Source organism: Virgisporangium aurantiacum (genome assembly GCF_016863635.1).
GTDB lineage: Bacteria > Actinomycetota > Actinomycetes > Mycobacteriales > Micromonosporaceae > Virgisporangium > Virgisporangium aurantiacum.
The window spans coordinates 103214-124905 of sequence record NZ_BOPG01000012.1; the positions used below are offsets into that span (position 1 = coordinate 103214).

At 71.7% G+C, this 21692-nt stretch carries 17 protein-coding genes; 10 read left to right on the forward strand and 7 right to left on the reverse strand.

Annotated elements, in window-relative coordinates:
• Positions 1-68 precede the first annotated feature (68 nt).
• Positions 69-2822: an AAA family ATPase gene (locus Vau01_RS09310; RefSeq protein ID WP_203989319.1), complete on the reverse strand. Its 2754-nt coding sequence runs from the start codon at positions 2820-2822 to the stop codon at positions 69-71.
• Positions 2823-2961: 139 nt separating this feature from the next.
• Here Vau01_RS09310 and Vau01_RS09315 point away from each other — a divergent pair, with 139 nt between their 5' ends.
• Positions 2962-3651 (forward strand): alpha/beta fold hydrolase, encoded by a 690-nt coding sequence (locus Vau01_RS09315; RefSeq protein ID WP_203989321.1) that lies wholly within the window; start codon positions 2962-2964, stop codon positions 3649-3651.
• A gap of 64 nt (positions 3652-3715) precedes the next feature.
• On the opposite strand, the gene Vau01_RS09320 is transcribed toward Vau01_RS09315, so the two are convergent.
• Both Vau01_RS09320 and Vau01_RS09325 read right to left on the reverse strand, forming a co-directional pair.
• Complete coding sequence (locus Vau01_RS09320) at positions 3716-4573, reverse strand: alpha/beta fold hydrolase (RefSeq protein ID WP_203989323.1); 858 nt, start codon at positions 4571-4573, stop codon at positions 3716-3718.
• Between the two features lie 81 nt (positions 4574-4654).
• Positions 4655-7411, reverse strand: a complete 2757-nt coding sequence (locus tag Vau01_RS09325) for a helix-turn-helix transcriptional regulator (RefSeq protein WP_203989325.1) — start codon at positions 7409-7411, stop codon at positions 4655-4657.
• A gap of 159 nt (positions 7412-7570) precedes the next feature.
• Between Vau01_RS09325 and Vau01_RS09330 the strand changes: the two genes are divergently transcribed.
• The 3 genes from Vau01_RS09330 to Vau01_RS09340 all read left to right on the forward strand — a co-directional run bounded on the left by Vau01_RS09330 (position 7571) and on the right by Vau01_RS09340 (position 12007).
• Positions 7571-8242, forward strand: coding sequence for a sigma-70 family RNA polymerase sigma factor (locus tag Vau01_RS09330; protein ID WP_203989327.1), 672 nt, complete (start codon positions 7571-7573; stop codon positions 8240-8242).
• A 13-nt stretch (positions 8243-8255) separates the two neighbouring features.
• A complete protein-coding gene (locus tag Vau01_RS09335) occupies positions 8256-9437 on the forward strand; it encodes a low temperature requirement protein A (RefSeq protein WP_239151452.1) in 1182 nt (393 codons plus the stop codon).
• A gap of 140 nt (positions 9438-9577) precedes the next feature.
• Complete coding sequence (locus tag Vau01_RS09340) at positions 9578-12007, forward strand: discoidin domain-containing protein (RefSeq protein WP_203989329.1); 2430 nt, start codon at positions 9578-9580, stop codon at positions 12005-12007.
• A 27-nt stretch (positions 12008-12034) separates the two neighbouring features.
• Here Vau01_RS09340 and Vau01_RS09345 read toward each other — a convergent pair whose 3' ends face one another.
• Positions 12035-13195 (reverse strand): HEAT repeat domain-containing protein, encoded by a 1161-nt coding sequence (locus tag Vau01_RS09345; protein WP_203989331.1) that lies wholly within the window; start codon positions 13193-13195, stop codon positions 12035-12037.
• A gap of 80 nt (positions 13196-13275) precedes the next feature.
• On the opposite strand from Vau01_RS09345, the gene Vau01_RS09350 reads away from it, so the two are divergent.
• The gene (locus Vau01_RS09350) at positions 13276-14232 is read left to right on the forward strand and encodes a phosphotransferase family protein (protein WP_203989333.1); all 957 of its coding nucleotides are present in this window, start codon (positions 13276-13278) and stop codon (positions 14230-14232) included.
• On the opposite strand, the gene Vau01_RS09355 is transcribed toward Vau01_RS09350, so the two are convergent.
• Positions 14229-14717 (reverse strand): hypothetical protein, encoded by a 489-nt coding sequence (locus Vau01_RS09355; RefSeq protein ID WP_203989334.1) that lies wholly within the window; start codon positions 14715-14717, stop codon positions 14229-14231. The two genes, Vau01_RS09350 and Vau01_RS09355, sit on opposite strands and share 4 nt — an antisense overlap.
• 115 nt (positions 14718-14832) lie before the next feature.
• Between Vau01_RS09355 and Vau01_RS09360 the strand changes: the two genes are divergently transcribed.
• The 3 genes from Vau01_RS09360 to Vau01_RS09370 are packed head-to-tail and all read left to right on the forward strand — an operon-like array spanning position 14833 to position 17181.
• Positions 14833-15918, forward strand: a complete 1086-nt coding sequence (locus Vau01_RS09360) for an ArsR/SmtB family transcription factor (protein ID WP_203989336.1) — start codon at positions 14833-14835, stop codon at positions 15916-15918.
• A gap of 52 nt (positions 15919-15970) precedes the next feature.
• The gene (locus Vau01_RS09365; RefSeq protein WP_203989344.1) at positions 15971-16510 is read left to right on the forward strand and encodes an AAA family ATPase; all 540 of its coding nucleotides are present in this window, start codon (positions 15971-15973) and stop codon (positions 16508-16510) included.
• 14 nt (positions 16511-16524) lie between these two features.
• Entirely contained in the window at positions 16525-17181 is a 657-nt protein-coding gene (locus tag Vau01_RS09370; protein WP_203989346.1) for a hypothetical protein, read from the forward strand.
• Between the two features lie 10 nt (positions 17182-17191).
• Here the strand turns inward: Vau01_RS09370 and Vau01_RS09375 are convergent, their stop codons facing one another.
• Complete coding sequence (locus Vau01_RS09375) at positions 17192-18337, reverse strand: DUF1835 domain-containing protein (RefSeq protein ID WP_239151453.1); 1146 nt, start codon at positions 18335-18337, stop codon at positions 17192-17194.
• 238 nt (positions 18338-18575) lie between these two features.
• On the reverse strand, positions 18576-19775 hold the full coding sequence (locus Vau01_RS09380) for an epoxide hydrolase family protein (RefSeq protein WP_203989348.1): 1200 nt from the start codon (positions 19773-19775) through the stop codon (positions 18576-18578).
• A gap of 193 nt (positions 19776-19968) precedes the next feature.
• On the opposite strand from Vau01_RS09380, the gene Vau01_RS09385 reads away from it, so the two are divergent.
• Positions 19969-20445 carry a DUF5709 domain-containing protein gene (locus tag Vau01_RS09385; RefSeq protein ID WP_203989350.1) on the forward strand — a complete coding sequence of 159 codons (477 nt, stop codon included), beginning with the start codon at positions 19969-19971 and terminating at the stop codon, positions 20443-20445.
• Positions 20446-20488: 43 nt separating this feature from the next.
• Positions 20489-21661, forward strand: coding sequence for an AI-2E family transporter (locus tag Vau01_RS09390; protein WP_203989352.1), 1173 nt, complete (start codon positions 20489-20491; stop codon positions 21659-21661).
• The last annotated feature ends 31 nt before the right edge of the window (positions 21662-21692 follow it).

A 21692-nucleotide genomic window follows, 5' to 3' on the forward strand; every position in this document is an offset into this window, starting at 1 on the left:
TCGGCGGACACAGCTGGACGCGAACGGACACGCCCGTGCAGGACGGTCAGGGCGTGGTCACCCTGGTGTCAGAGCCCCAGCCGGCGGGCGAGTTCGGTGCGCGACCGAACCGCCAGCTTGCGGTAGATCCGGGTCAGGTGCGCTTCGACGGTCTTCACGGACATGAACAGCGCGGCGGCCACCTCCTGGTTGGACCGTCCCGCGGCGACCAGTTCCGCCACCCGGCGTTCGTTCCCGGTCAGGTCCGTGCCGGAGTGGTGCAGTCCGGATCGGGCCAGCTCAGCTCGGGCACGCTCGGCCCAGCAGGGATAACCCAGGCGGGCGAACACCTCCGCGGCCGCGGTCAACGTTTCGGCCGACTTCCGTTTGTGGCCCGCTCGGCGGCACACCTGCCCGAGCGCGAGCCGTGATCGGGCCGCCTCGAACGGGCACTCGATGCCGTCGAGGTCGACGACCCGCTGCAGTTCCCGGAGTGCCGCGTCGACATCTCCGGCCGCGGCACGGCGAAGGGCCTCGCATCGATCGGCCGCCACCGCGGCTTCGGGGCGACCGGACCCGCCTTGCCGGCGGAGGAACTCCACCGCACGTGCCGCCTCGTCGGGCGCACCGACCTGCAGAGCGGCGTCGGCGTAGTCGACGGCCCAGAGCGACTGTTCGAGGTCGACCATGTGGGTGCGGTCGAACACGGCCGCGACTTCCCGCAGAGCGTAAAGGGCGGCCTGCCACTCGCCGGCAGACGTCTCGATGAACCCACGGATGGCCAGGAACGCGCAGAGCCAGTACGTCGATTCGATCGCGCGCGACTCCTCGGTGGCCGCCTCGACGGCGGTTCGGGCGAGGTCCAGGTCACCGGCGTAGGCCGCGACGAGCCCGCGGGCGATCTGCTCCTGAAACGCCGACAGCGACCACGCGCCGATCCGATCCGCATCCTCCAGAGCGGCCCGCGCTTCCGGCAGGCGGGAGGACCGGGTCAGATGCAGGATGAGCGCGATGTAGAGCTGCGTCAGGTCGCCGTAGCGCCCGGCTTCGAGAGCGGAACGGATCTCCCGTCGCACCGGCGCTTCCGCCGCAGGGTCGTCCCACGGTGCGAAGAAGGCCCGGGTCCAAGCCACGATCGAACCGGGCAGGTCGTGCGTCGACGCGACCAGTTCGTCGATCTCGCCGAGGGTCCGCGCGGCATCTCCCGACGCCCAGTGGCGTTCGACGGTGAGCCGTCCGTAGAGCGCCCGCAACAGCGCGGCGTCCTGCTTGCCCGCCCGTGCCTCTGCCACCGCGACCCCGGTCAGTCGCAGTGCTTCGGCACCGTTTCCTTCCAGACGGTGCAACGCGCCGAGCAGCGTGGTGAGTTCGTTGCGGACCTCGGTTCCGGGCGGGGCGAGCGCCAGTCCCTGTTCGGCGAGCGCGCGGGCGCCGGGCATGCGACGCGTGAGGTCGATGCGGCGACGGATGGCCTCGGCGCGCGCCGTCGGATCGGGGGCCAACGGTTCGAGCACGTCGAGGGCCGCACGGGCGGCTTCGGTGTCGCCGGCGAGGGTGTAGGTATCCACGACGCGCAGCCAGCGCGCGAACCGGTCGGTCCGCGTCCCGGCGGCCGGGGTGGCGCGGGCCGCCGCCTCCAGCAGTTCGCCGGCGAGCTGGAGCGCACCGCGGCCGGCCGAGGTGGTGGCGGCGCGCTCGATCTCGTCGGCCACCGCCCGGTCGGGCGTGGTGATGGTGCGGGCGCGGTGGAGCGCCCGCTCCACCGGGTCGTCGAGGGAGTCGGCGAGCAGCCGGTGCACCCGGCGTCGCTCGGCCGGGGTCGCCGCCTCGTACAGGGCGGAGGCCAGCAACGGGTGGGTGAACACCACCCGTTGGAGCGGGCCGACCTTCGCGACGTCGGTGTCCGCCGCCGCTTCGAGGGCCGCGCCGACGCGGTCGGGTCCGACGAACTTGTCCAGCTGCCCGACGCTGAGGCGGCCCGCCGCCGAGACGATCAGCAGCACCTCCCGCGCCGCGGCCGGGAGCAGCGCTACCTTCTCCCCCAGCACGTCGCTGAGGCTCGGCGGCACCGGGAACACCGGGTCGTGACCGTCACGGGCGCTCCACCGCCAGCGCGACACGTCGGACTGCATCGCCTGGGCGATCATGAGCGCGAGGAAGGGATTGCCGCCGCTGGTGCGGGCGATGGCCGCGCTGACCGCCTGCGTCCACGTCGACCCGAAATGCCGACGCAGCAGTTGAGCGATCGCCGGCTCGTCGAGCGGTGGAAGGTCGAGATCACGGCGCGGTTCGGGAAGGGTACGGACGAGATCGCTCCGAAGACCCTCGGGGCGCACGCCGACCAGGACGCTGAGGCGCTGCGACGCAACCGCGAGGCGCCGTAGCGCGAACGCCAGACCGCCGGCCGTGGCGGCGTCGAGCCACTGGACGTCGTCCAGAATCACGGTGACCGGTTCCGTGCGGCAGAGGTCGGTCAGCAGGCTCCGGATCGCCAGCGGCATCGCGAGCGGATCGACCACGCGGCCGTCCGGCTCGACCTGTTGCAGCGCGACCGACAGGGCCCAGCGCTGGGGTGCGGGCAGTCCGTCGGCGGCGTCGGGCGGGCACTGGGCCAGCAGGTCGGCCAGCCCGGCGAACGGCAGACCCTGGTCGAACCGGGTCGGTGAGACGGCGAGCACGCGACGACCGGCGCGCTGGGCGATCTGGCCGGCGGCCTTGAGCAGGCTGCTCTTCCCGACGCCCGGCGCACCGGAGACGACGACCTGTCCGCCCGCCGCGCAGGCGTCCGCGACGACCCGGAACGCCGTCTCGCGCCCGAAGAGTCCGAAACCCTCGGCCGTCATCGCGGGCAACGCGGCGCCCTCCGCCCAGCCCGTGCAGGGTCCACTCGAGGGATTTCCCCGACGCCTCACCAGGCAGTCCATTCCTAGCGTCAGGGCGCCCGTTCGAACAACCCCGTTCGAACAAACTCAGGAGGACGCGATGAGTGAAGGCCGACCCACGGTGGTTCTCATCCACGGAGGCTTCGTCGACGGTTCCGGTTGGCGCGGCGTGTACGACCGCCTCCGCGCGATGGGACATGACGTACGCATCGTCCAGAACCCCACCCAGTCCCTCACCGGCGACGTCGACGCCGTCAGGCAGGTCCTCGACGACATCGACGGCCCGGCCGTCCTGGTCGGCCACTCGTACGGCGGGGTGGTCACCACCGAAGCCGGCAACGACCCGCGGGTGGCAGGCCTGGTCTACATCGCGGCCTTCGCCGCCGACAAGGGCGAATCGGTGCTCGCCCTCGTCGCCGATCCCGCCCCCGGCGCCCCGGTCCCGCCGATCCTGCCGCCGCGCGACGGCTACCTCTACCTCGACCGCGAGAAGTTCGCGGCCTCCTTCGCCGGCGACCTCCCCGCCGACGAGGCCGCCTTCATGGCCGACTCCCAGGTCCCCTGGGGCCTCGCCGCCGCCGAAGGCGCCGTGACCCAGGCCGCCTGGCAGACCAAACCGAGCTGGTACCTGGTCGCGGCCGACGACCGGATGATCCCGCCACCGGTGCAACGCCGGATGGCCGAACGGGCCGGCGCCACCGTGCGCGAGGTCGAAGGCAGCCACTCCGTCTACGTCTCCCAGCCGCAGGCCGTCGCCGACCTGATCCACACCGCGGTGGAGTCGATGTAAGCGACAGGGCACCGAGCCTCGCCGGCTCGATGCCCTGTCAGGATTTCGGCGCCGGTCCGTGCTGTCAGCCGGCGTGGACGGTCGCCCGCGCGGCCCGCTCGATCACCTGTGTGACGGTCCTGGGATCCGACATCAGGCCGAGGTGGCCGGCGTCGTACTCGGTGACGGTGGAGCCGGCCCGCGCGGCCATGGTCCGTTGGGCACCGGCCGGGATGATCCTGTCCTTCCTACCGATCAGGTACCAGGACGGGATCGTCCGCCAGGCCGGAACTCCGGACGGCTCGTTGAGCGCGCTGATCGGGCCCGACCGCTGGGTCGCCCACACGATCGACTTCTCCTGATCGCTGAGGCCGGACGCGAACGACGCGAAGACGGTCGACTTCTTCAGATACAGCTCGGTGGCCGGGGTCGGCGGAAGGGTCGCGGGAACGAAGTCGAACACGGTCGTCGGATCGGCCGCGAGCGCGGAGTCCGGGCCCGCCAGCACGAACGGGGTTTCGCCCTGGTCCGGCGCGAACGCGTTGACGTACACGAGTGCCTTGATGTTCGGGTTGCCCGTGGCCGCGTTGGTGATGACGGCTCCGCCGTAGGAGTGGCCGACGAGCACGACTGGGCCGGTCAACGTCTCGAGGAAGGCCCGTACGAACGCGGCGTCGCCGGCGATCGACCGGAGCGGATTGGCCGCCGCGACCACGGTGTATCCGTCGGCCTGGAGCCTGGTGATGACCCGGGTCCAGCTCGAGGAGTCCGCCCAGGCGCCGTGCACGAGCACGATGGTGGGCTTCGCCGGGCCGGGCCGGCCTTCCTGCGCGACGGCGCTCGTGGTCGTACCGAAGGTCAGCGAGACGAGGGTGACCGCGGCGAGCGCGATCGCATGTGCTCTCCAGCCTCGCCGGGCCGGGTGAGAGCGGGGACTGATCATGATCCCTCCATGGTGGTCGGCTCACGTGTAGACCGGACACCCATCACCCGATGTGACACGCGCCCGGCTGTCACCGATCCGTCAGGTCGGGTCGAGCCCGCTGAGCGGGAGCCGGTTGAGTTGGCCGCGTGAGGTGATCTCGAGCTTGGCGAAGACCTTGCCCAGGTGGTACTGCACCGTCCGGGGGCTGATGAACAGCTGGGCGCCGATCTCGGGGTTGGACAGGCCCTCCCGGGCCAGCCGGGCGATCTGCCCTTCCTGCGGCGTGAGGGCGTCGCGGGTGTCCACGGTCCGCCTGCGGGCGGTCCCTCCGGTGGCCAGCAACTCGCGGCGGGCGCGCTCGGCGAACGCCTCGGCCCTGGTGCGGGTGAACATGTCGTGCGCGGTCCGCAGCTGCTCGCGGGCGTCGACGCGACGGTTCTCGCGGCGCAGCCACTCGCCGTACACCAGGTGCGCGCGGGCGAGGTGCACGGCGATACGACTGTGCGCGAGCCGGTCGATCGCCTCGCGGTAGCAGGACTCGGCGGCCGCACCGTCGCTCAACAGGGCGGTCGACCGGGCCTGGACGCCGAGCGCCCAGTCGGTGCCGGCCGCGCCGGTCCGTTCCTCGAGCCGTCGCAGGGCGGCCGCGGCCTCCTCGTGAGCGCCGCTCCGGGCCGCCGCCTCGATCAACTCGACCAGGGCGAAGCCGAGGATGCCCAGGTCGTCGTACTCGCACGCCGAGCGGGCACCCGCCAGGGCGTCCCCGTAACGGCCGAGACCGTTGTACAGCACCGCGCTCGTGTACCCGTACCCACCGATCCCCCGTCCCTCGCCGCGCGCGGTCGCGTTCCCGAGACCCCAGTTCAGGGCGGCCAGCGATTCCGTCTCGACGCCGCGCCACACCGCGAGCAGCAGCGAGGCGTACTTGGCCGGGGCATTGCCGGTCGCCTCCGTGATCGCGTCGGACTCGTCGACCAGCGACGCGGCCGGCTCGAACTCCCCGGCGTGCAGGTGCACGACGGCGCGGTATCCCAGCGCCAGCGGCAGGACCACCAGCGCACCGGCGTCGCGACAGAGCCGCACCGCCCGCGTGGCCAGCCCGTACCAGGTCTCGTCGTCCCACAGGTCGCCGGCGACGAGCCAGGGCAGCCAGAACCACCGCATCAGCTCGTCGTGATCGCCCCCGGCGTCCGGCCCGAACGCGGTGAGCGCACGCCGCAAGGGGGCCACGCCGGCGACGTAGCCGTCCGTGTACCGCGTCGTGAGACCGTCGAGGAGAAGATCGATCGGACGCGGCGGCTGTCTCGCGCGGGGGGCGTCCCGGGCGGCCGTGGCCACCTCGGCCGGGCCGACGCGGTCGTTGAGCCGACCCGCGAAGATCGCGGCTCCGAGCGCCTCCAGGTACGCCTCGCGCGCCGCGTCGCCGTCGAGGGGTGCGAGCCGGTCGGCCGCGTCGAGCAGCAACGGCGGGGAGTCGCTGCCGCGCCGGAGAGCGAAGGCGATCTGGGCGCGCAGCCGGGCGAGCCGGGCGCGCTGCAGGTCGTCCAACGGGCACATCTCCGCGACCGCCAGCAGCTTGTCCGCGGCGTCCGGCGCTCCCGAGTCGACCTTGGCCCTCGCGGCGGCGAGCGCCCGCCGGCCCCGACGGGCCGGGTCGGGGGTCAACTCGGCGGCCCGCTCGAGGAACGCCGCCGCCGCGGCGAGCCCACCCCGCCGAGCCGCCCGCCCCGCCGAGAGTTCCAGTTCGGTGGCGATGTCCTCGTCCGGCATGGTCGTCGCGTGTGCGCGGTGCCAGGCCCGGCGGTCGGGATCGACGTCCGGATCGGTGGCCTCGGCGAGCGCGTGATGCACCCGCTCCCGTTCGGGCAGGGTCGCGGTCCCGTAGATCGCGGAACGCACCAACGGATGGCGGAACCGCACCCGGCCACGGAGGTCGACCAGCCCGGCGGACTGGGCCGGTGCCGCCGCGTCGGCGCCGAGCCCGAGCCGGGCGGCCGCGCGCCAGAGCAGTGCCACGTCGCCCACCGGCTCGGCGGCCGCCGTCAGCAGCAGCCGCCGGGTGTCGTCCGGGAGCGAGTCGAGCCTGCGCAGGAAGCTCTGCTCGATCCGGTTCGCCAGCGGCGTCGCGTCGAGCACCCCGAAACCGCCCGCCAGTTCGGCCGGCGTCAACCCGCGCGGCAGCTCCAGCAGGGCGAGCGGGTTACCGCCCGACTCGGCGACGATGCGGTCCCGGACCAGCTCGTCCAGGCGTCCGGGGAGCGCCGAGTCGAGCAGCGCCCGGGCGTCGTCGTCGCCGAGACCGCCGACCACGAGCTCCGGAAGCCCCGTCACCTCCGCGAGGTTGCTCGGCTCCCGGACCGCGAACACCAGACCGACCGGTTCCGCGAGCAGGCGGCGCGCGACGAACGCGAGGGTCAGCGCCGACGTCTTGTCCAGCCATTGGGCGTCGTCGACCACCCAGAGGAGCGGCCGCTCCTCGGCGACCGCCGAGAGCAGGCCGAGCACGCCCAACCCCACGACGAAGCGGTCCGGTGCCGGGGCCGCGCTCAGGCCGAACGCCGCCGCGACCGCGTCGCGCTGCGGGCCGGGTAGCCGCTCGCGCAGATCGAGCAACGGGGCGCACAACGGGTGGAGGCCAGCGTAGGCGAGCTCCATCTCGTATTCGTGGCCCGCCGCCCGGGCGACGCGAAAGCCGGACGCGCTTCGCACCAGGTGCTCCAGCAACGCCGACTTGCCGACGCCCGCCTCGCCGCGCACGACCAGAACCTGGCTCCGACCCGCCCGCACGCTCGTCAGCAGCTGGTCCAGCACGTCGCACTCGTTGCGTCGACCACGCAGCGCCGGGCTCGTCGACACGTTCCGGACGCTATATCGACCATCCAATCGCGTCAATCAGCCCGGCGACGCTCGCCTGGCGATCCTGGCTGGCGTGTTGGCGGACTCGATGGCACGCGTCTGCCCGCGATCCTCGACCTAGTTCGCGCACCTGGTCCACCTCGACCACCGGAGCTGACGATGGCCATCACCACCGCGGTCGCACCCGAGCCGGCCCCGTTCGAGACCCTCCGTCCCCGCCTGTTCGGGATCGCCTACCAGACACTGGGTCGTGCGGCCGACGCCGAGGACGTCGTTCAGGATGTGTGGATCCGCTGGCAGGGCGTGGACCGCACACAGGTCCGGGATCCGGTCGCCTACCTCGTGACCATCACGACGCGGGTCGCGCTCAACGCGGCGACCTCGGCCTACGCCCGTCGCGAGGTCAGCGCCGGCGAACGGCTGCCGGAACCCGATCTCGCGTCCGTCGATCCGGCCGCGGAGGTGGACCGCGGCGAGGTGATCGAGGCCGCCGTTCACCTCCTGTTGGAACGGCTGTCCCCGGCTGAACGCGCCGTCTACCTGCTACACAAGGCGTTCGACTATCCGCTCCGCGAGATCGCGGAGGTACTCGGGCTCGGTGAGGCCAACGCGCGGCAACTGGCGCACCGGGCGCGTCTGCATCTGGCCGGACACCGACGCAATCCGGTCGATCGGGCGGAGCGGACCGGACTGCTCAGAGCCTTCCTCGACGCGACGCGGCTCGGCGACCTGGCGCGCCTGATCGACCTGCTGTCCGCTCACCGCCGTCAGGTGCCACCCGCCGCCGACCTCGAACGGGGCGTCTGGTCGTCGCCGGGCCCGCCGGCCTGATAAACATCATCGTGTGAATACCGAGGCCCGGCGCCGGTGGCTCAACCCGATGCGGGCGCGGGCGGCGGACGAGCCGCACCGGGTGGCGACGCCGCTCGAGCTGCTGTTCGATCTGTGTTTCGTCGTCGCGGTGGCCCAGGCGGCGCTGCCGCTGCACCACGCGATCTCCGAGGACCACGTCCGCGACGGGGTGACCCACTACCTGATGGTGTTCTTCGCCATCTGGTGGGCGTGGATGAACTTCACCTGGTTCGCGTCGGCGTACGACACCGACGACAACCTCTACCGGATCACGACGCTGGTGCAGATCGCGGGAGCGCTGGTGCTGGCCGCGGGCGTCAAGCCGGCGTTCGAGGACTCCGACTACGCCGCGATCACGCTGGGCTACGTGGTCATGCGGCTCGCACTCGTCGCGCAGTGGTTGCGGGCGGCCCGCAACGACCCGCCCAGACGCGTGGTGGCGCTGCGCTACGCGGCCGGCATCACCATCGTCCAGGTCCTGTGGTTGGCGCACCTGGCCCTGCCGGCGTCCTGGTCCACGCCGGTGTTCGTGGTCCTCGTGGTGTGCGAGCTGCTGGTGCCGGCGATCGCCGAACGCGCACCCGGCGGCCCGACCACCTACCACCCGCACCACATCGCCGAACGGTACGGTCTGTTCACGATCATCGTCCTCGGTGAGTCGGTCGCCGCGGCGACCGTCGCCGTCCGGGCCGGCCTCGACGAGGGTGAGCATCGCGCCGAGCTGATCTCGGTCGCGGTCGCCGGCGTGATCATCGTGTTCGCGTTGTGGTGGCTGTACTTCGACCGGTCCGCGCACGACCTGCTGACATCCCTGCGGGCGTCACTGGTCTGGGGCTACGGCCACTATGTGATCTTCGCCGCGACCGCGGCGATCGGTGCGGGGCTGGGTGTCGTGGTCGACCACGAGACCCATCATTCGCACGTCTCCCGCACGGTCGCCGGCTACGCGGTCGCCGTGCCGGTCGCGCTGTTCCTCGTCGCCGTGTGGTTCCTGCACGTGCGGCCCATGCAGACCGGACCGCACGTGGTCGCGTGCCCGATCGTCGCGGCCCTGGTGCTGCTCGCACCCCTTGTGCCGGCGCCGGTTCCCGTGATCGCCGGTCTGGTGGTCGTTCTGGTCGCGCTCACCACGGTGAACGCCCACGGTAGACAGTCATTCGTGAACGTCGATTAATCCCGGCCAACTTGTTACAGTCCTGCCGAGCGTTGCCAACGGGGAGGCACGATGGCATGACTCGAACAACACGCCGTGCCGTCGTTTCGGCCTTCCTGGCGGCGTCATTTCACCTTTCCGCGTCGGTCGCGATGCCCGGCGTGGCTGCGGCCAGCGACGGCGACTCCGACCTGCGGCGGTGCTCCCAGCAGGTGGCCGACGCCGCCAAGCAGCACCGGCCGGTGAGCGGCTACGCACTGGACACGGGAAACCTGGTCGGCGATCCCTCAGGCCCGTCCCCCGCCGATCCGGCCCCGACGCACAAGGATTTCAACGGCTCCGTGCACACGGTGTGGGACGCCGCGCAGACGGCCGACACCACCTATCTGGGCGCCTCGCCGCAGATGACCGCCGTCGACCAGGGCAGCGCCGCCGCGCCGACGACCGCGATCACCGGGTTCTGGGCCCACACCGGTGACACCCCGAACGCCGCCGAACAGAACCTGCGGGCGGTGTCCGCGGACGGCGGCTCGTCGTGGTCCGCGCCCATCACCACGAGCGGCGGCACCGCCGCGTTCTCGGTGGGGCTGCGCGACGGCCGGGTGTTCTCCGTGGGGTTCAAGACCACCGGCGCGGCCGGCTACTCCGGCAGCATCACCGACACGACCGGCGCCGCCGCCACGGCCACCCCGATCACGGTGACGTTCCCGGACGCGACGGGGGCGGCGTACAGCCCGCTGACCTGGACGCGTACGGCGGGCCGGCCGATCCAGCGCTCCGACGGCTCGGTGCTGCTGCCACTGTACGGAGTGGACAGTGCGAACACCGGCCACACCGTCATCGCGCTGACCGTCGCCACTCCCCCGGCGGGCCCGTCCACCTGGACCTTCCAGGCGCTTCGACCGGACCTGCGGTCGCCGCTGTCGGCCACCAACAGGGCCGTCACGCTCGGCTCGGCGTACCCGGGCGTCAACTTCAGCGAGGCCGGCCTGCTCGAACGGCCGAACGGGTCGCTGATCGCGGTGATGCGCAACCTCGTGGTCGGGCAGAGCAGCGGAGCCGACGTCATGCGGTGGAGCACCTCCGCCGACGGCGGGCTGACCTGGAGCGCGTACGCGGACGTCACCGGGACGCTCGCGGGCTGGAACGGCAACGGCACGCCGCAACCGACCGTCAGCGGACTGCCCGGTATCAGCCCGCAACTGGAGCTGATGACCAACGGGCTGATCGTGCTGAGCTCCGGCAAGCCGGACAACTGGATCGCGTTCTCGACGACCGGCAACGCCACCGGCTGGACCGGCCAGTACACCTACCGCAACTGCCCGACGACGGCCGTGGTCCCGTCCACCAGCTACTACACCGGTGCCGACGCGCCCGGCGACGACCCCGACCAGTGGCGCTACGGTTCGAGCGGCAACACCACGCTGGCCCGCACCGGCAGCAGCCGCATCCTGCAATTCGGCGACAGCTGCCACAACTACCACTGGGGCTGCGTACGCACGAACCCGTCGTACCGGCCGCAGGCGCGGCAGTCCGCGTACACGGTGGACCTGACGAGCCGGATCTGGCAACGGCAGGTGTCCGTGGTGACCCCCAACGCCGGCAAACTCGACCTCGCCGGCCTGTACGCCTCCGGTCAACTCACGGTCGGCGGAAACATGACCTGGGGCTCGGCCGCGCATCCGCGGGCAGGAGCGGCCGGCGCGTTCGACGGCAGCCGGGCCTACTGGTCGTCGGCGATCGCCACGAACGGCGCGGGCGAGCTGCGGCTCGACCTCGGCCGGACCTACACCCTGAATCGGGTGGGACTGAGCCTGCGTCCGCAACTGCCGGCATCCGCGACGGTCGAGGTCTCGACCGACGGCGCGGCCTGGACAACGGTGACCGGCGTGAGCAACGCCGTCACCCGGGCGCTCACCTATGCCGACATCACCCCGGTCGCCGCACGCCAGGTGCGCGTCACCGTGCCGGCGACGACCGGATGCGACGCCGAGCTCGGCCCGTCGTGCGCCTTCCTCAACGAGATCGAGCTGTACTCCACCGTCGACGGATTCGAGAACGACCCGTGGGGCAACTATCCCCGCGGCGCGGATGCGAGCCGGACGGCGGCGCAGATCTGGATCACGGCCGACAGCAGCGGCGGCAGCCACCAGGCGCTGCGCATCTCCGACCAGTCCGACGCGACCAACGCCACGATCTCCTTCGCCGCCCCGGCCGCCGCGACGCGCACGCTCACGTTCCGGCTCAAGCCGTTGCAGTGGGCCACCAACGTCGCCGAAGGCGGGTTCCTGTTCACGGTCGACTCGGGCCAGACGCCGGTGCTGTGGCTCGCGGTGTTCAAGGACGGGACGCTGCACGCGAACACAGCGAGCGGGTATGTCCCGCTGGCCGCGTCGGTGCCGATGAACGCCTGGTCGACCATCACCGTCACCCGCACCGCCGGCGGCGGCAGCCTCCAGATCAACGGCGGTACGCCGGTCGCCGTGCCGGTGATGACGAACGCCACGACAGTCAGCGGGTACACCTTCAGCTCGGCGGGCAGGAAACCCAGCGGCGATCAGGTGCTCGTCGACGACGTCTCCGTCAGCTGACCGGCCGGGCCGCACCCGGGTCCGGGCTCAGCGGGGTAGGCGGCTCAGCTCGGTCTCGGCGATCCGGCGCACGTTCGGGTCCGGGTCGTCGACGTAGCGGCGCACGATGCTCTCCAGCCGGTTCGGCGCGAGGTGCCGCGCCAGGACGGCGACCCGTTGGCGGACCGACGGATCGGGGTCGTCGGTCAGCCGGATCACCAGGTGCTCGCCGAGTGCGGACGGTTTCATCGTCGAGGCGATCCCGCTGATCGTCGCCGCCCGCACCGCGGGGATGTCGTCGGCGGCGAGCATCTCCAGGGCGTCCGCCGCGCGGGAGTCGGCGGCTGCCGCGGCGCCGAGCGCCTTGGCCGCCTCGATCCGTCGGTGCGGTTCCGGATCGGACGCCATGGCGAGCAGCGCGTCGACCGTCGCCGACCCGCCGACCCGGCCGAGCGCCTGCACGGCGCACTCCCGGACGTGCCGGTCGGGGTCCTCGACCAGGCGCAGCAGCACCGGACCCGCCGACTCGTCCGCGAGCCGGCCGAGCCCGAACGCCACCATGGCCCGGACCCGCGGCGCCGGGTCGGTGACGAGCCCGGCGAGCGGCGCGACCGCCACGACCCGCCCGCTGTAGCCGAGCCGGCTCACCGCCGAGGTCCGGACCCCCTCGTCGACGTCGCGCAGCCCGACCAGCAGCACGTCGAAGCCCTCCGGCAGCGGCACGGAACCGATCACCAGGGACCTGATCCGCGGGTCCGGATCGGCCATCGCGGGCGCCAACACGTCGAGGTCCCCCGGCTCGACCACGAACCCGAGCGCCCACAACCCGACCCGGCGCAGCTCCGGCGCGTCGAGGGCGGCGAACTCGCGGGCCGTCGTGCGGCCGACGGCCCGGTCGGTCTGCAGCAGACCGATGATCTCGCTGCCGAGGCTGTCCTGGTCATCGCGGAGGTCGCGGGCGGACGCGCGCAGCAGCACCGGAAGCGCCGACGGACCCTCGATACCGGCGAGCACCCCGGCGATCAGGTCGCGGCCGTAGAAGTTCCCGTCGTCGAGGAACCGGGCGAGCGCCGCTTCGAGCAGCGGAACCAGCGTCCGGTCGCCGCTCTCGGCGAGCGCGGTCAGCGCCGGCTCGATGTCGTCGTAGTCGTCCTCGAGGTCCGTGGCATGCCGGATCACGGCCTCCAGGGATGCGCGGGCATCGATCACCGGATCACGATGCCACAGTTCCCCGGCGTCGGCCGTACGCCAGTCGCGGCACGGCACTGCCGGACGGTCATGCTGACCGGATGCGACTGACCTGGCTGGACGAGCCGACCCTGGACGCGGTGCGCACCGGGCTGCGCACGGTGGCACCGGACCTGGCCGACGCCACGATCGTGCCCCGCGGGCTCGAGCCCACCGACGATCCGCGATGGTGCGCAGCCAGCGCCGTCGTCGACGGCCGGTTCGTCGTCAAGTTCGCCTGGGCCCAACCCCCCACGCGGCGGATCTGGCACGAAGCACGGGTCCTGGACGCGCTGCGGACGGCCGCCCCTCGGCTGCCGCTGCCCGAGGTGGTCGCGATGTCGCGTGCGCCGGCGATGCTGGTCACCCGCCGGGTGCCGGCGCTGCCGTTCTTCGACGTGCGACATCTGATCGGGCCCGCCCACCGGCACCTGGCCGCCCGAGACCTTGCCACCGTCCTCGCCACCCTGCACCACCCTGACGTCCTACGGACGGTGTCCGAGGCGATCGACCCGCTGCCCGACCCGACAACAGAAGCGGCAACGCACACGACCACCGACACGCTGCGGGACCGGTTCGGAACGCTGGTCGGACCCGACCAGCGCGACCGGGTGCTGTCCTGGTGCGACCGGGCCGACCAAGCACTCGCCGCGCCGGGACGCACCGTCCTGGTGCACGGCGACTTCCACGGCGACAACCACCTCTGGGACCGGCACACCCTGCGGCTGCGCCTGATCGTCGACCTGGAGACGGTGGGCGCCGGTGAACCCGAGTTCGACCTGCGCTGCCTACCCGGCGACTGCGGCATCGACCTGTTCACCGCGACCGTGGCCCACTACCAGGAGCTGACCGGCACAACGGTAGACATGAACCGGGTCATGGCCTGGCACCTGCGCACCGTCCTCGGCGACGCGCTATGGCGGGCCGAAGCCGGGATCGCATTGCCGGACAAGCGCACACCGGCACAGTGGGTCGACGACCTGACCGCCAGGTTCGCCACGCTCGGGACCCTCAACTAACCGACCCGTCGGTCAGCGCCGGAGCCTGTACCGCCGGTCCACGCGTCCACCCGCGGGCTGACCACCCAGAACCCCAGGACGAGGTTGACGCTCAACGCCAGAATCACCGCGAAGCCGCCGATCGTACCGTTCATGGCGCTGATGAGCGTGGCGACGAAGTTCAGGGCACACAGTGACGCGGCACCGACTCGACCCCACCGTGCGCCGACGAAGATGCCAATCGTGCATACCAGCAGCGCCGCCCCCACCGCCGCCCGGCCGAGGGAGAGCGGCACCGCGTCCTCGTCGCCGTGATCGACAGCGTCCAGGAATGCGGCGAGACCCGCGAGCAGGTTGACAAGAGAGATCAACAGCAGGACGACGCTCAGAACCCACACCGACACCGGTCTGAACACCGGACGCGTCGCCACCGCTCGCCGGTAGTGCGGTTTCAGCGGGCGCCGGGCGGTGTCGCGCTCGACCGGGTCGCCATTTGTGTCCACCATGGGCACCTCCATCGATGCCAGGAACCCTAGGGCGGTGCACGGGCATCGCAGCCGGGGTTACCGCGAGCCCGGCAATGTTCCCGCCGGCCGCGGAACCGGCCATAGACTGTGACGAGTGTCGGTCGTCATCGTCGTCGACGGGGTCGACGCCGGCCGGTTCGCGGTGACGGTGTCGCCGTCGGCCGAACTGGCGGCGAGCCTGCACGTGCTGACCGAGCACGGCCACCACACCGAGCATGTCCCCTGGGTCCGGCAGGTCCTTGCCGACGCGCCGGCCGCGTTCCTGGCCGGTCTGCACCGGTTCTCTCCACTGTGGACGGCGCTGCGCTGGCGCGGGTTCTACCCCGGACCGGGTCCGGCGTCGGGTGGTGCGGTCACCGGCACGCCGCCGGTCGCACTGTCTCCCCGGCAGTTCGCCGAGCTCACCGCGTACGCGTGCGTCAGCGGGTACCACGGCTTCGACTTCAGCCGGGTACTCGACGATCCGCGGCAGGCGACCGCACTCCGGCACGGCGCTTCGAGACTGTCGGAGCCGCATTCACGCCTGGCCGAGGACCTGCTGGGGGACGCCGGACAGCTGCGCGCGGACATCACCACCTTCCTCGACCTGTGCCGGCCGGTCTTCTTCGACCACCTGTGGACGCAGGTACAGCCCATCCTCGCCCGCACCGCCCACCGGGTACGCCAGCAACTCGCCGACGCCGGACCGGCCGCGGCGCTGCTCTCGCTGAGTCCGTCCAGCGCGAGCCTGCACACCCCGGCGACCGGCCCGGCCCGCGTCGTGTTCGACAAGGTCCACCACGCGGTCGTCAGCCCGGCGCGGACGATGGTGCTGCTGGTGCCGACCCGGTTCGGCGCGCCGCACCTGCTGGTGAAGAACGAACCGGGACTGCCGGCGATCGTGCATTTCCCGGTCGACGCAACCGACGTCGGCGTGACCCTGGCCCGCAACCGGCTGCTGGCGCTGACCGACTCGCACCGGGTCCGGCTGTGCCGGCTGATCGCGCGCCAGGCGATGACGACCGCCGACCTGGCCGACCGGCTGGCGATGACCCGGCCACAGGTGTCCCGGCACCTGCGGGTGCTGCGGGACCTGGACCTGGTGCTCACCGAACGGCACGGCCGCCAGGTCCACTACCGGCTCGACCTGGACGCCGTCGCCCGCATCGGCCACGACGTGGCGACCGCACTGCAGCACTGAACGCGTTCACCACGGGGAGCTTGGATCCGGCCCGCCGCTATCATCGGGCCCCGTGATCGTATGGATCAACGGCACCCACGGCGCGGGCAAGACAACGACCAGTGCACTCGTGCAGCAACTGATCCCGGATTCACGGGTCTTCGACGCCGAGAAGGTCGGCGAGACACTCATGGACATCACGCCAGGGCTGCCCGAGACGGACAACTTCCAGCACTGGCCGCCGTGGCGCCCGCTCGTCGTCGAGACCGCCCGCCGCGTGCTCGACTACACCGGCGGCACGCTGGTGATCCCCATGACCGTCCTGATCGAGCAGTACTGGCGCGAGATCAGCGCGGGGCTCGCCCAGCATGCCATTCCGGTCAGGCACTTCGTCCTCCACGCCGACCAGGACACCCTCCGCCGACGAATCGCGGGGCAACATCCCGTCCCGTCCCCGTTCCGGCTCAAATATCTTGAGCCCTACGCCGAGGCGGCCCGCACATGGCTGCACGCCGAAGCGGAGGTCGTCGACACCACGCACCTCACGCCCGCCCAGGCTGGCCTACGGATCGCCGAAGCCGTCAGGACCAAGTCACGTGGCTTGTGCGGCTGAGCGATGCTGGGACGATGACGGGCGTCATCGTGTCGCTGTGCGGCGCGGTCCTGCTGTGCCTGTTCTTCCTGGTGCGCAGCATGCTGTGGAAACGGCGGGTCTCCGCGCGGCCGGTGCTGACCGTCGCGGACGTCGCCGCCGCCGCACCCGGCACCGCCGTCGTGGTTTCCGGCCACACCGCGTCGTTCCCGGTGCGGATCTCGCCGGTGCTCGGCCAGGAGTGCGTCTGGTACGAGGTCGCCCGGAACCGCACGCGGGTGATCAGCTCCAACTATGACGAGCACATCCGCACCGTCGACGAGACGTGGGGCGATCTCGGGGTGTACAACGAGCACGGCACGCGCGTCGCGGTCACCGCGGACCTGGGCCGGCGGCCGATCCTCGCCGTCCGCTCCCCGATGGTCGTGGAGCCGCCCACGAACCGCCCCACCACCGGCTCCAACAGCGACTTCGAAAGCATCAGCGAGCGCCTCGTCGAGGTCGGCCGTGCCGTCGTGGTGACCGGCGTCGTCGAGCCCGGCGGGACACTCGGGAAACGCAGCTGGCTCGACGGCACCGCACAGTCCACAGTGGACGACGTGTTCGCGCGTCACGTCCGGTTCCAGCGCTGGATGCTGTCCATCGTCGTCGCGCTTTCCGCCGTGGCGATGGTGGTACCCCATGCTGCGTGACCGCAACGAATTATGACGTGGCGTGGTGAGGTTCCTGCGTCTCCCCGGAGACGGAGACGATGGTTTCGGTCCCGTCGGCCCAGCGCCACGGCGTCTCACGCCCGTGCAGGTGCACCCCGCCGATCCACCGGTCGATGCCGTTGAGCTTCACGTGGTCCGCCGCACCGGCGAGCACCCGTGCCCCGGTGTCGGTCAGACGCAGACCGGTGCCCCGGCCGACCGGACGGTCCGCCGGCTCGGCGTCAAGGAGCGGGACGGACGCGTGTGCCATCCGGTCCATCATCGCGAAGCACCAGTCGTCGCCGAGGTACGGACGCGTTTCCCGCGCACCCGCCCGAACGAACGCCGTCGCCGCGTCGGACGCGCCGTCGGCAACGGCGGCCAGGATCCGCCGTTCGGTCAGCGACAACCCGTCGCGGGTGGCCGGGTACTCCCGGCTGAGCCGGTCGAACGCCTCACCCAGAAACCGCAGCTCGCCGGAGCGGGTGTCGACGATGGTGCGCAGACCGTCCGGAGTGGGCGCACGGAAGGCGGCCCAGGCCTGGCTGGCGAGTTCCAGCGCGGCCGGGGTCAGCCGGATGCACGCGTTCGTGGCGGGCAGTTCGCGTAACTGCTCGGACGTCAGCTGGCCGAGACCACCGAAGCGGGCGATGCCCGCGTGCTCGCCGATACAGATCAACGTGATGCGCTGCGCCGGCACGTCAAGGTCGGCGAGCCGGTCGAGAATCTGGATGATCTGGAGCTGGTCGTACAGATCGGCCTCGAACCACAGGACGTACTCGCCGTCGCGATTGGCCGCCAGGACCCGGTCGCGCTCGGCGAACATCTCGGTGCCCTCGGCCCGGTCGTCGCAGTCCTCCTGAAGCAGGAAGTCGGCCCTGATCCGGCGAAGCTCCTCCGGCCCGCACGCGGGCACCGGCCCTTCGTGCAGCACGTCGCGCCAGTACAACACGCGCTCGGCCAGCCCGGTCCCCGGCAGGTCTGTGGCGTCGCCGTTGCTCACGTGCAACGCCGCGGTCATCCAACCGTCGACACGAACGGCGGCCGCCGTGTCGGGCCGTTCGGCGAGGATGTGGCTACGGGCGGTCGCGTACGACTCGCCGGTCTTGGCCATGCGGGTACGCACGCGTCGTTTGAGGTCGGCCTGCTTGGTCATGATCGTCTCCCGCGGCCCGTCCGCGGATCCCCCAGCGACCGGAACGGCGGGCGCACGATCGACTACAAAGGCCCCGGCCGAGAGGTGGACCCCCCTTTGCCTCCTGGGGTAACCCGGCTGGGGCGGGTCGCCGGAGGTTCGGCGCGGACGGACGCCGACCACCACGATACTCGACCATCGCGGCGATCGGCGGCTCGAATCGCGGCACTTCCGGTGCCAGCGGCCAGCGTGCTGGCAGTCACCGCAGCGGACGGAACGCGGCCCGGAGCTCCGCCGCGAACAGCTCCGGCTCCTCCCAGGCAGCGAAGTGGCCGCCCCGTTCAGCCTCGCCGAAGTAGCTGAGCGTGGGATAGGACTGCTCGGCCCAGCTGCGCGGCGTCCGCCAGATCTCGCCGGGGAAGGTGCTGAACCCGACCGGGATCCGGGGCGCCGGGAGCGGCTGGCTCCCCGCGGCCGGCGCGTCCGGTCCGTACGCCTCCCAGTACGACCGGGCCGCCGACGCGCCCGTGCCGGTCAGCCAGTAGGCCGTGACGTTGTCGAGGATGTGGTCGCGGGTCAGGTTGCCCGAGGGCTGACCGTCGACGAACGCACGGGCAATCTTGTAGTAGGCGTCGGTGTCGTGGTCGATCATCCAGGCGGCGAGAGCGGCCGGCGAGTCCAGCAACGCGTATCCGATCGTCTGAGGCCGGGTCGCCATCTCCACGAAGTAACCGTTTCCGCTGGTCTGGAACGTCTTGATCGCGGCCAGCGCCGCGCGTTCCGCGTCCGTCTCCTGCGGCAGCGACGCCGGGTCGTTGAGCGCCGGCACGAGCAGGTTGGTGTGGATGCCGGCCAGCCCGTCAGGGCCCAGCCGTCCCATCGCATCGGTGACACCGGCGCCGACGTCGCCGCCCTGGGCCACGTAGCGGTCGTAGCCGAGCCGGCGCATGAGCGTCGACCACGCCCGCGCGGTCCGGACCAGATCCCACCCGACCTCGGCCGGCTCACCGGAGAAGCCGTACCCGGGCAGCGACGGCAGCACGAGGTGGAACGCGTCCGCGGCGGCGCCACCGTGCGCGGTGGGGTCGGTGAGCGGGCCGACGGAGTCGAGCATCTCGATGACCGAGCCCGGCCAGCCGTGGGTCATGATCAGCGGCAGCGCGTCCGGGTGCCCGGACCTGACGTGCACGAAGTGGATGTCGACGCCGTCGATCTCCGTGGTGAACTGCGGCAGCGCGTTCAGCCGGTGCTCGACCCGCCGCCCGTCGTACTCCGTCATCCAGTACTGGTGCAGTGCCTGCATCGTGGCCAGTTGCACACCCTGCGACCGGTCACCGGCGAGCTCCTTGCTCGGCCAGCGCGTGCCGGTCAGGCGGCGCTGCAGATCGTCGAGCGCGTCCTTGGGGATCTGCGCGGTGAACGGCCAAACGGCGTTGCCGGCCTGCTCGTGCGTGGTCATGTCAGACACTTCCTCTCCAGAGACCCGATGAGGCGCAGCACCCAATCGTTGGAAGCCTCGGGCTGCGGTACCTCCCCCCGCGGGGATGAGTTGCGGACGACCAACCGCAGTGCGGGGGCGTTGTCCGCGAACCGCGGCGGTGCACACTGGACGGGTCCAGAACGGCTCGGACGGTGAGCGACCTGGAGGACCGATGAGCGGCGACGACATCGACGGCGTCACCCAGTGGGACGACATCGAGGACGACGGCGTCCTGGACGCCTCGGACACCCTCGACGGCGACGCGGTGAGGGATCCCCTCGACCGCGGCATCGCACCGGCCGACCGGTGGTCGCGGGCCATCCGGTACGGGACGACGCCCGCCGAGCAGCACGCCGGCGAACCCCTCGAACAGCGGCTCGCCGAGGAGGAGCCGGATGCCGACCCGTACACGGATCCGGGCGACGACGAGGACGAGCTGATCCGGCGCGGACACGAGCCGGAGGCGCGCTCGGGCCGTCTGGTCGCCGACGATCCGAACGCGGCCGACACGGAGCCGGGCGGCGAGGACGTCGAGTCCGACGCGGTGGCCTGGAACGCCGGCATCGACGGCGGCGGCGCGAGCGCCGAGGAGGCCGCGATGCACGTGGTCGACGACCCCGACGGGCCAGGCGACAGCCCACTCCGATGAGCCGTCGCCGGGTAGCTGCTTCATGCCCCGGAGGGGAGCCGGAATGGAGACGCCGGAAGCCGCGAACACGATTCAGGCGCACGCGGTAGACGAGGACGCGGGCGACACGGCACCCGCGTGGGTGGCGCCGTTGATCCGGCGCACCATCTGGCGGGTGGTCTGGACGGGCCTCGGGCTCGCGGTCCTGCTTTTGATCCTGTCGAAAGCGCGCGGCCTGATCGGCACGCTGATCATCGCGGTCTTCTTCGCCGTCGCGATGGATCCCGCCGTGACCTACCTCCACGCCCGGTTCCGCTGGCGTCGGGGCGCTGCCACCGGAATCATCTTCGCCGCCGTGGCCGGCTTCTTCGTCGCGCTCGTCACCGTCCTGATCCCGGGAATGATCGAGGTCACCGGTCGGATCAGCGACCGGCTGCCCGGTTGGCTCGACGAGGTCAACCGCCGGTTCGGCGTGTCGATCGGTGACGCCCGAACCGGGTCGGAGGCCAGCGAGCAGCTCAAGGCCGCGATCACCGACTGGCTCACCGACAACTCCCGTCAGGTGCTGGGCCTGGCGGCAACCACCGTCGGGCTGCTGTTCCAGCTCCTGACCGTCGCGGCGTTCACGTACTACTTCACCGCGGACGCGCCCCGGATCAGGCGCGCCATCCTGATGCGCCTACCGCCCGCCCAACAGAAGCGGCTCGGCTGGGCGTGGGACACGGCGATCCATCAGACCGGTGCCTACTTCTACTCACGACTGATCCTGATGGGAATCAACGGCGGGCTGTTCTTCTTCGTCCTGCTGGCTGTCGGCATCCCCTGGTTGATCGCCCTGCCGCTGGCCCTGTTCGAAGGATTCGTGGCCGAGTTCATCCCGGCGATCGGCACCTACATCGGCGCCGTGGTACCGATCGTCGTCACCCTCGGCATCCAGGGCCCGGGGCCCGCCCTGATCCTGGTCGGCTGGATCTGCGTCTACCAGTTGGTCGAGAACTACTGGCTCGCACCACGCTTGAGTGCCCGGACCATGGAGATCAACGGCGGGGTCGCGTTCGGCGCGGCACTGGCCGGCGGAGCGATCGGCGGCCCGATGGGCGCCTTCATGGCGCTTCCCGTCGCCGCCCTGATCACCTCGTTTCTCACCGAGTTCACCCGGCGCTACCCCCTGGAGTACCACTCGGTGTACGACCGGGCCCCCGCATCGCCTCCCCGGCGGCCAACGGTCACCGACTGATGGGGAAACCATCGACCGCCGGCCATGCACC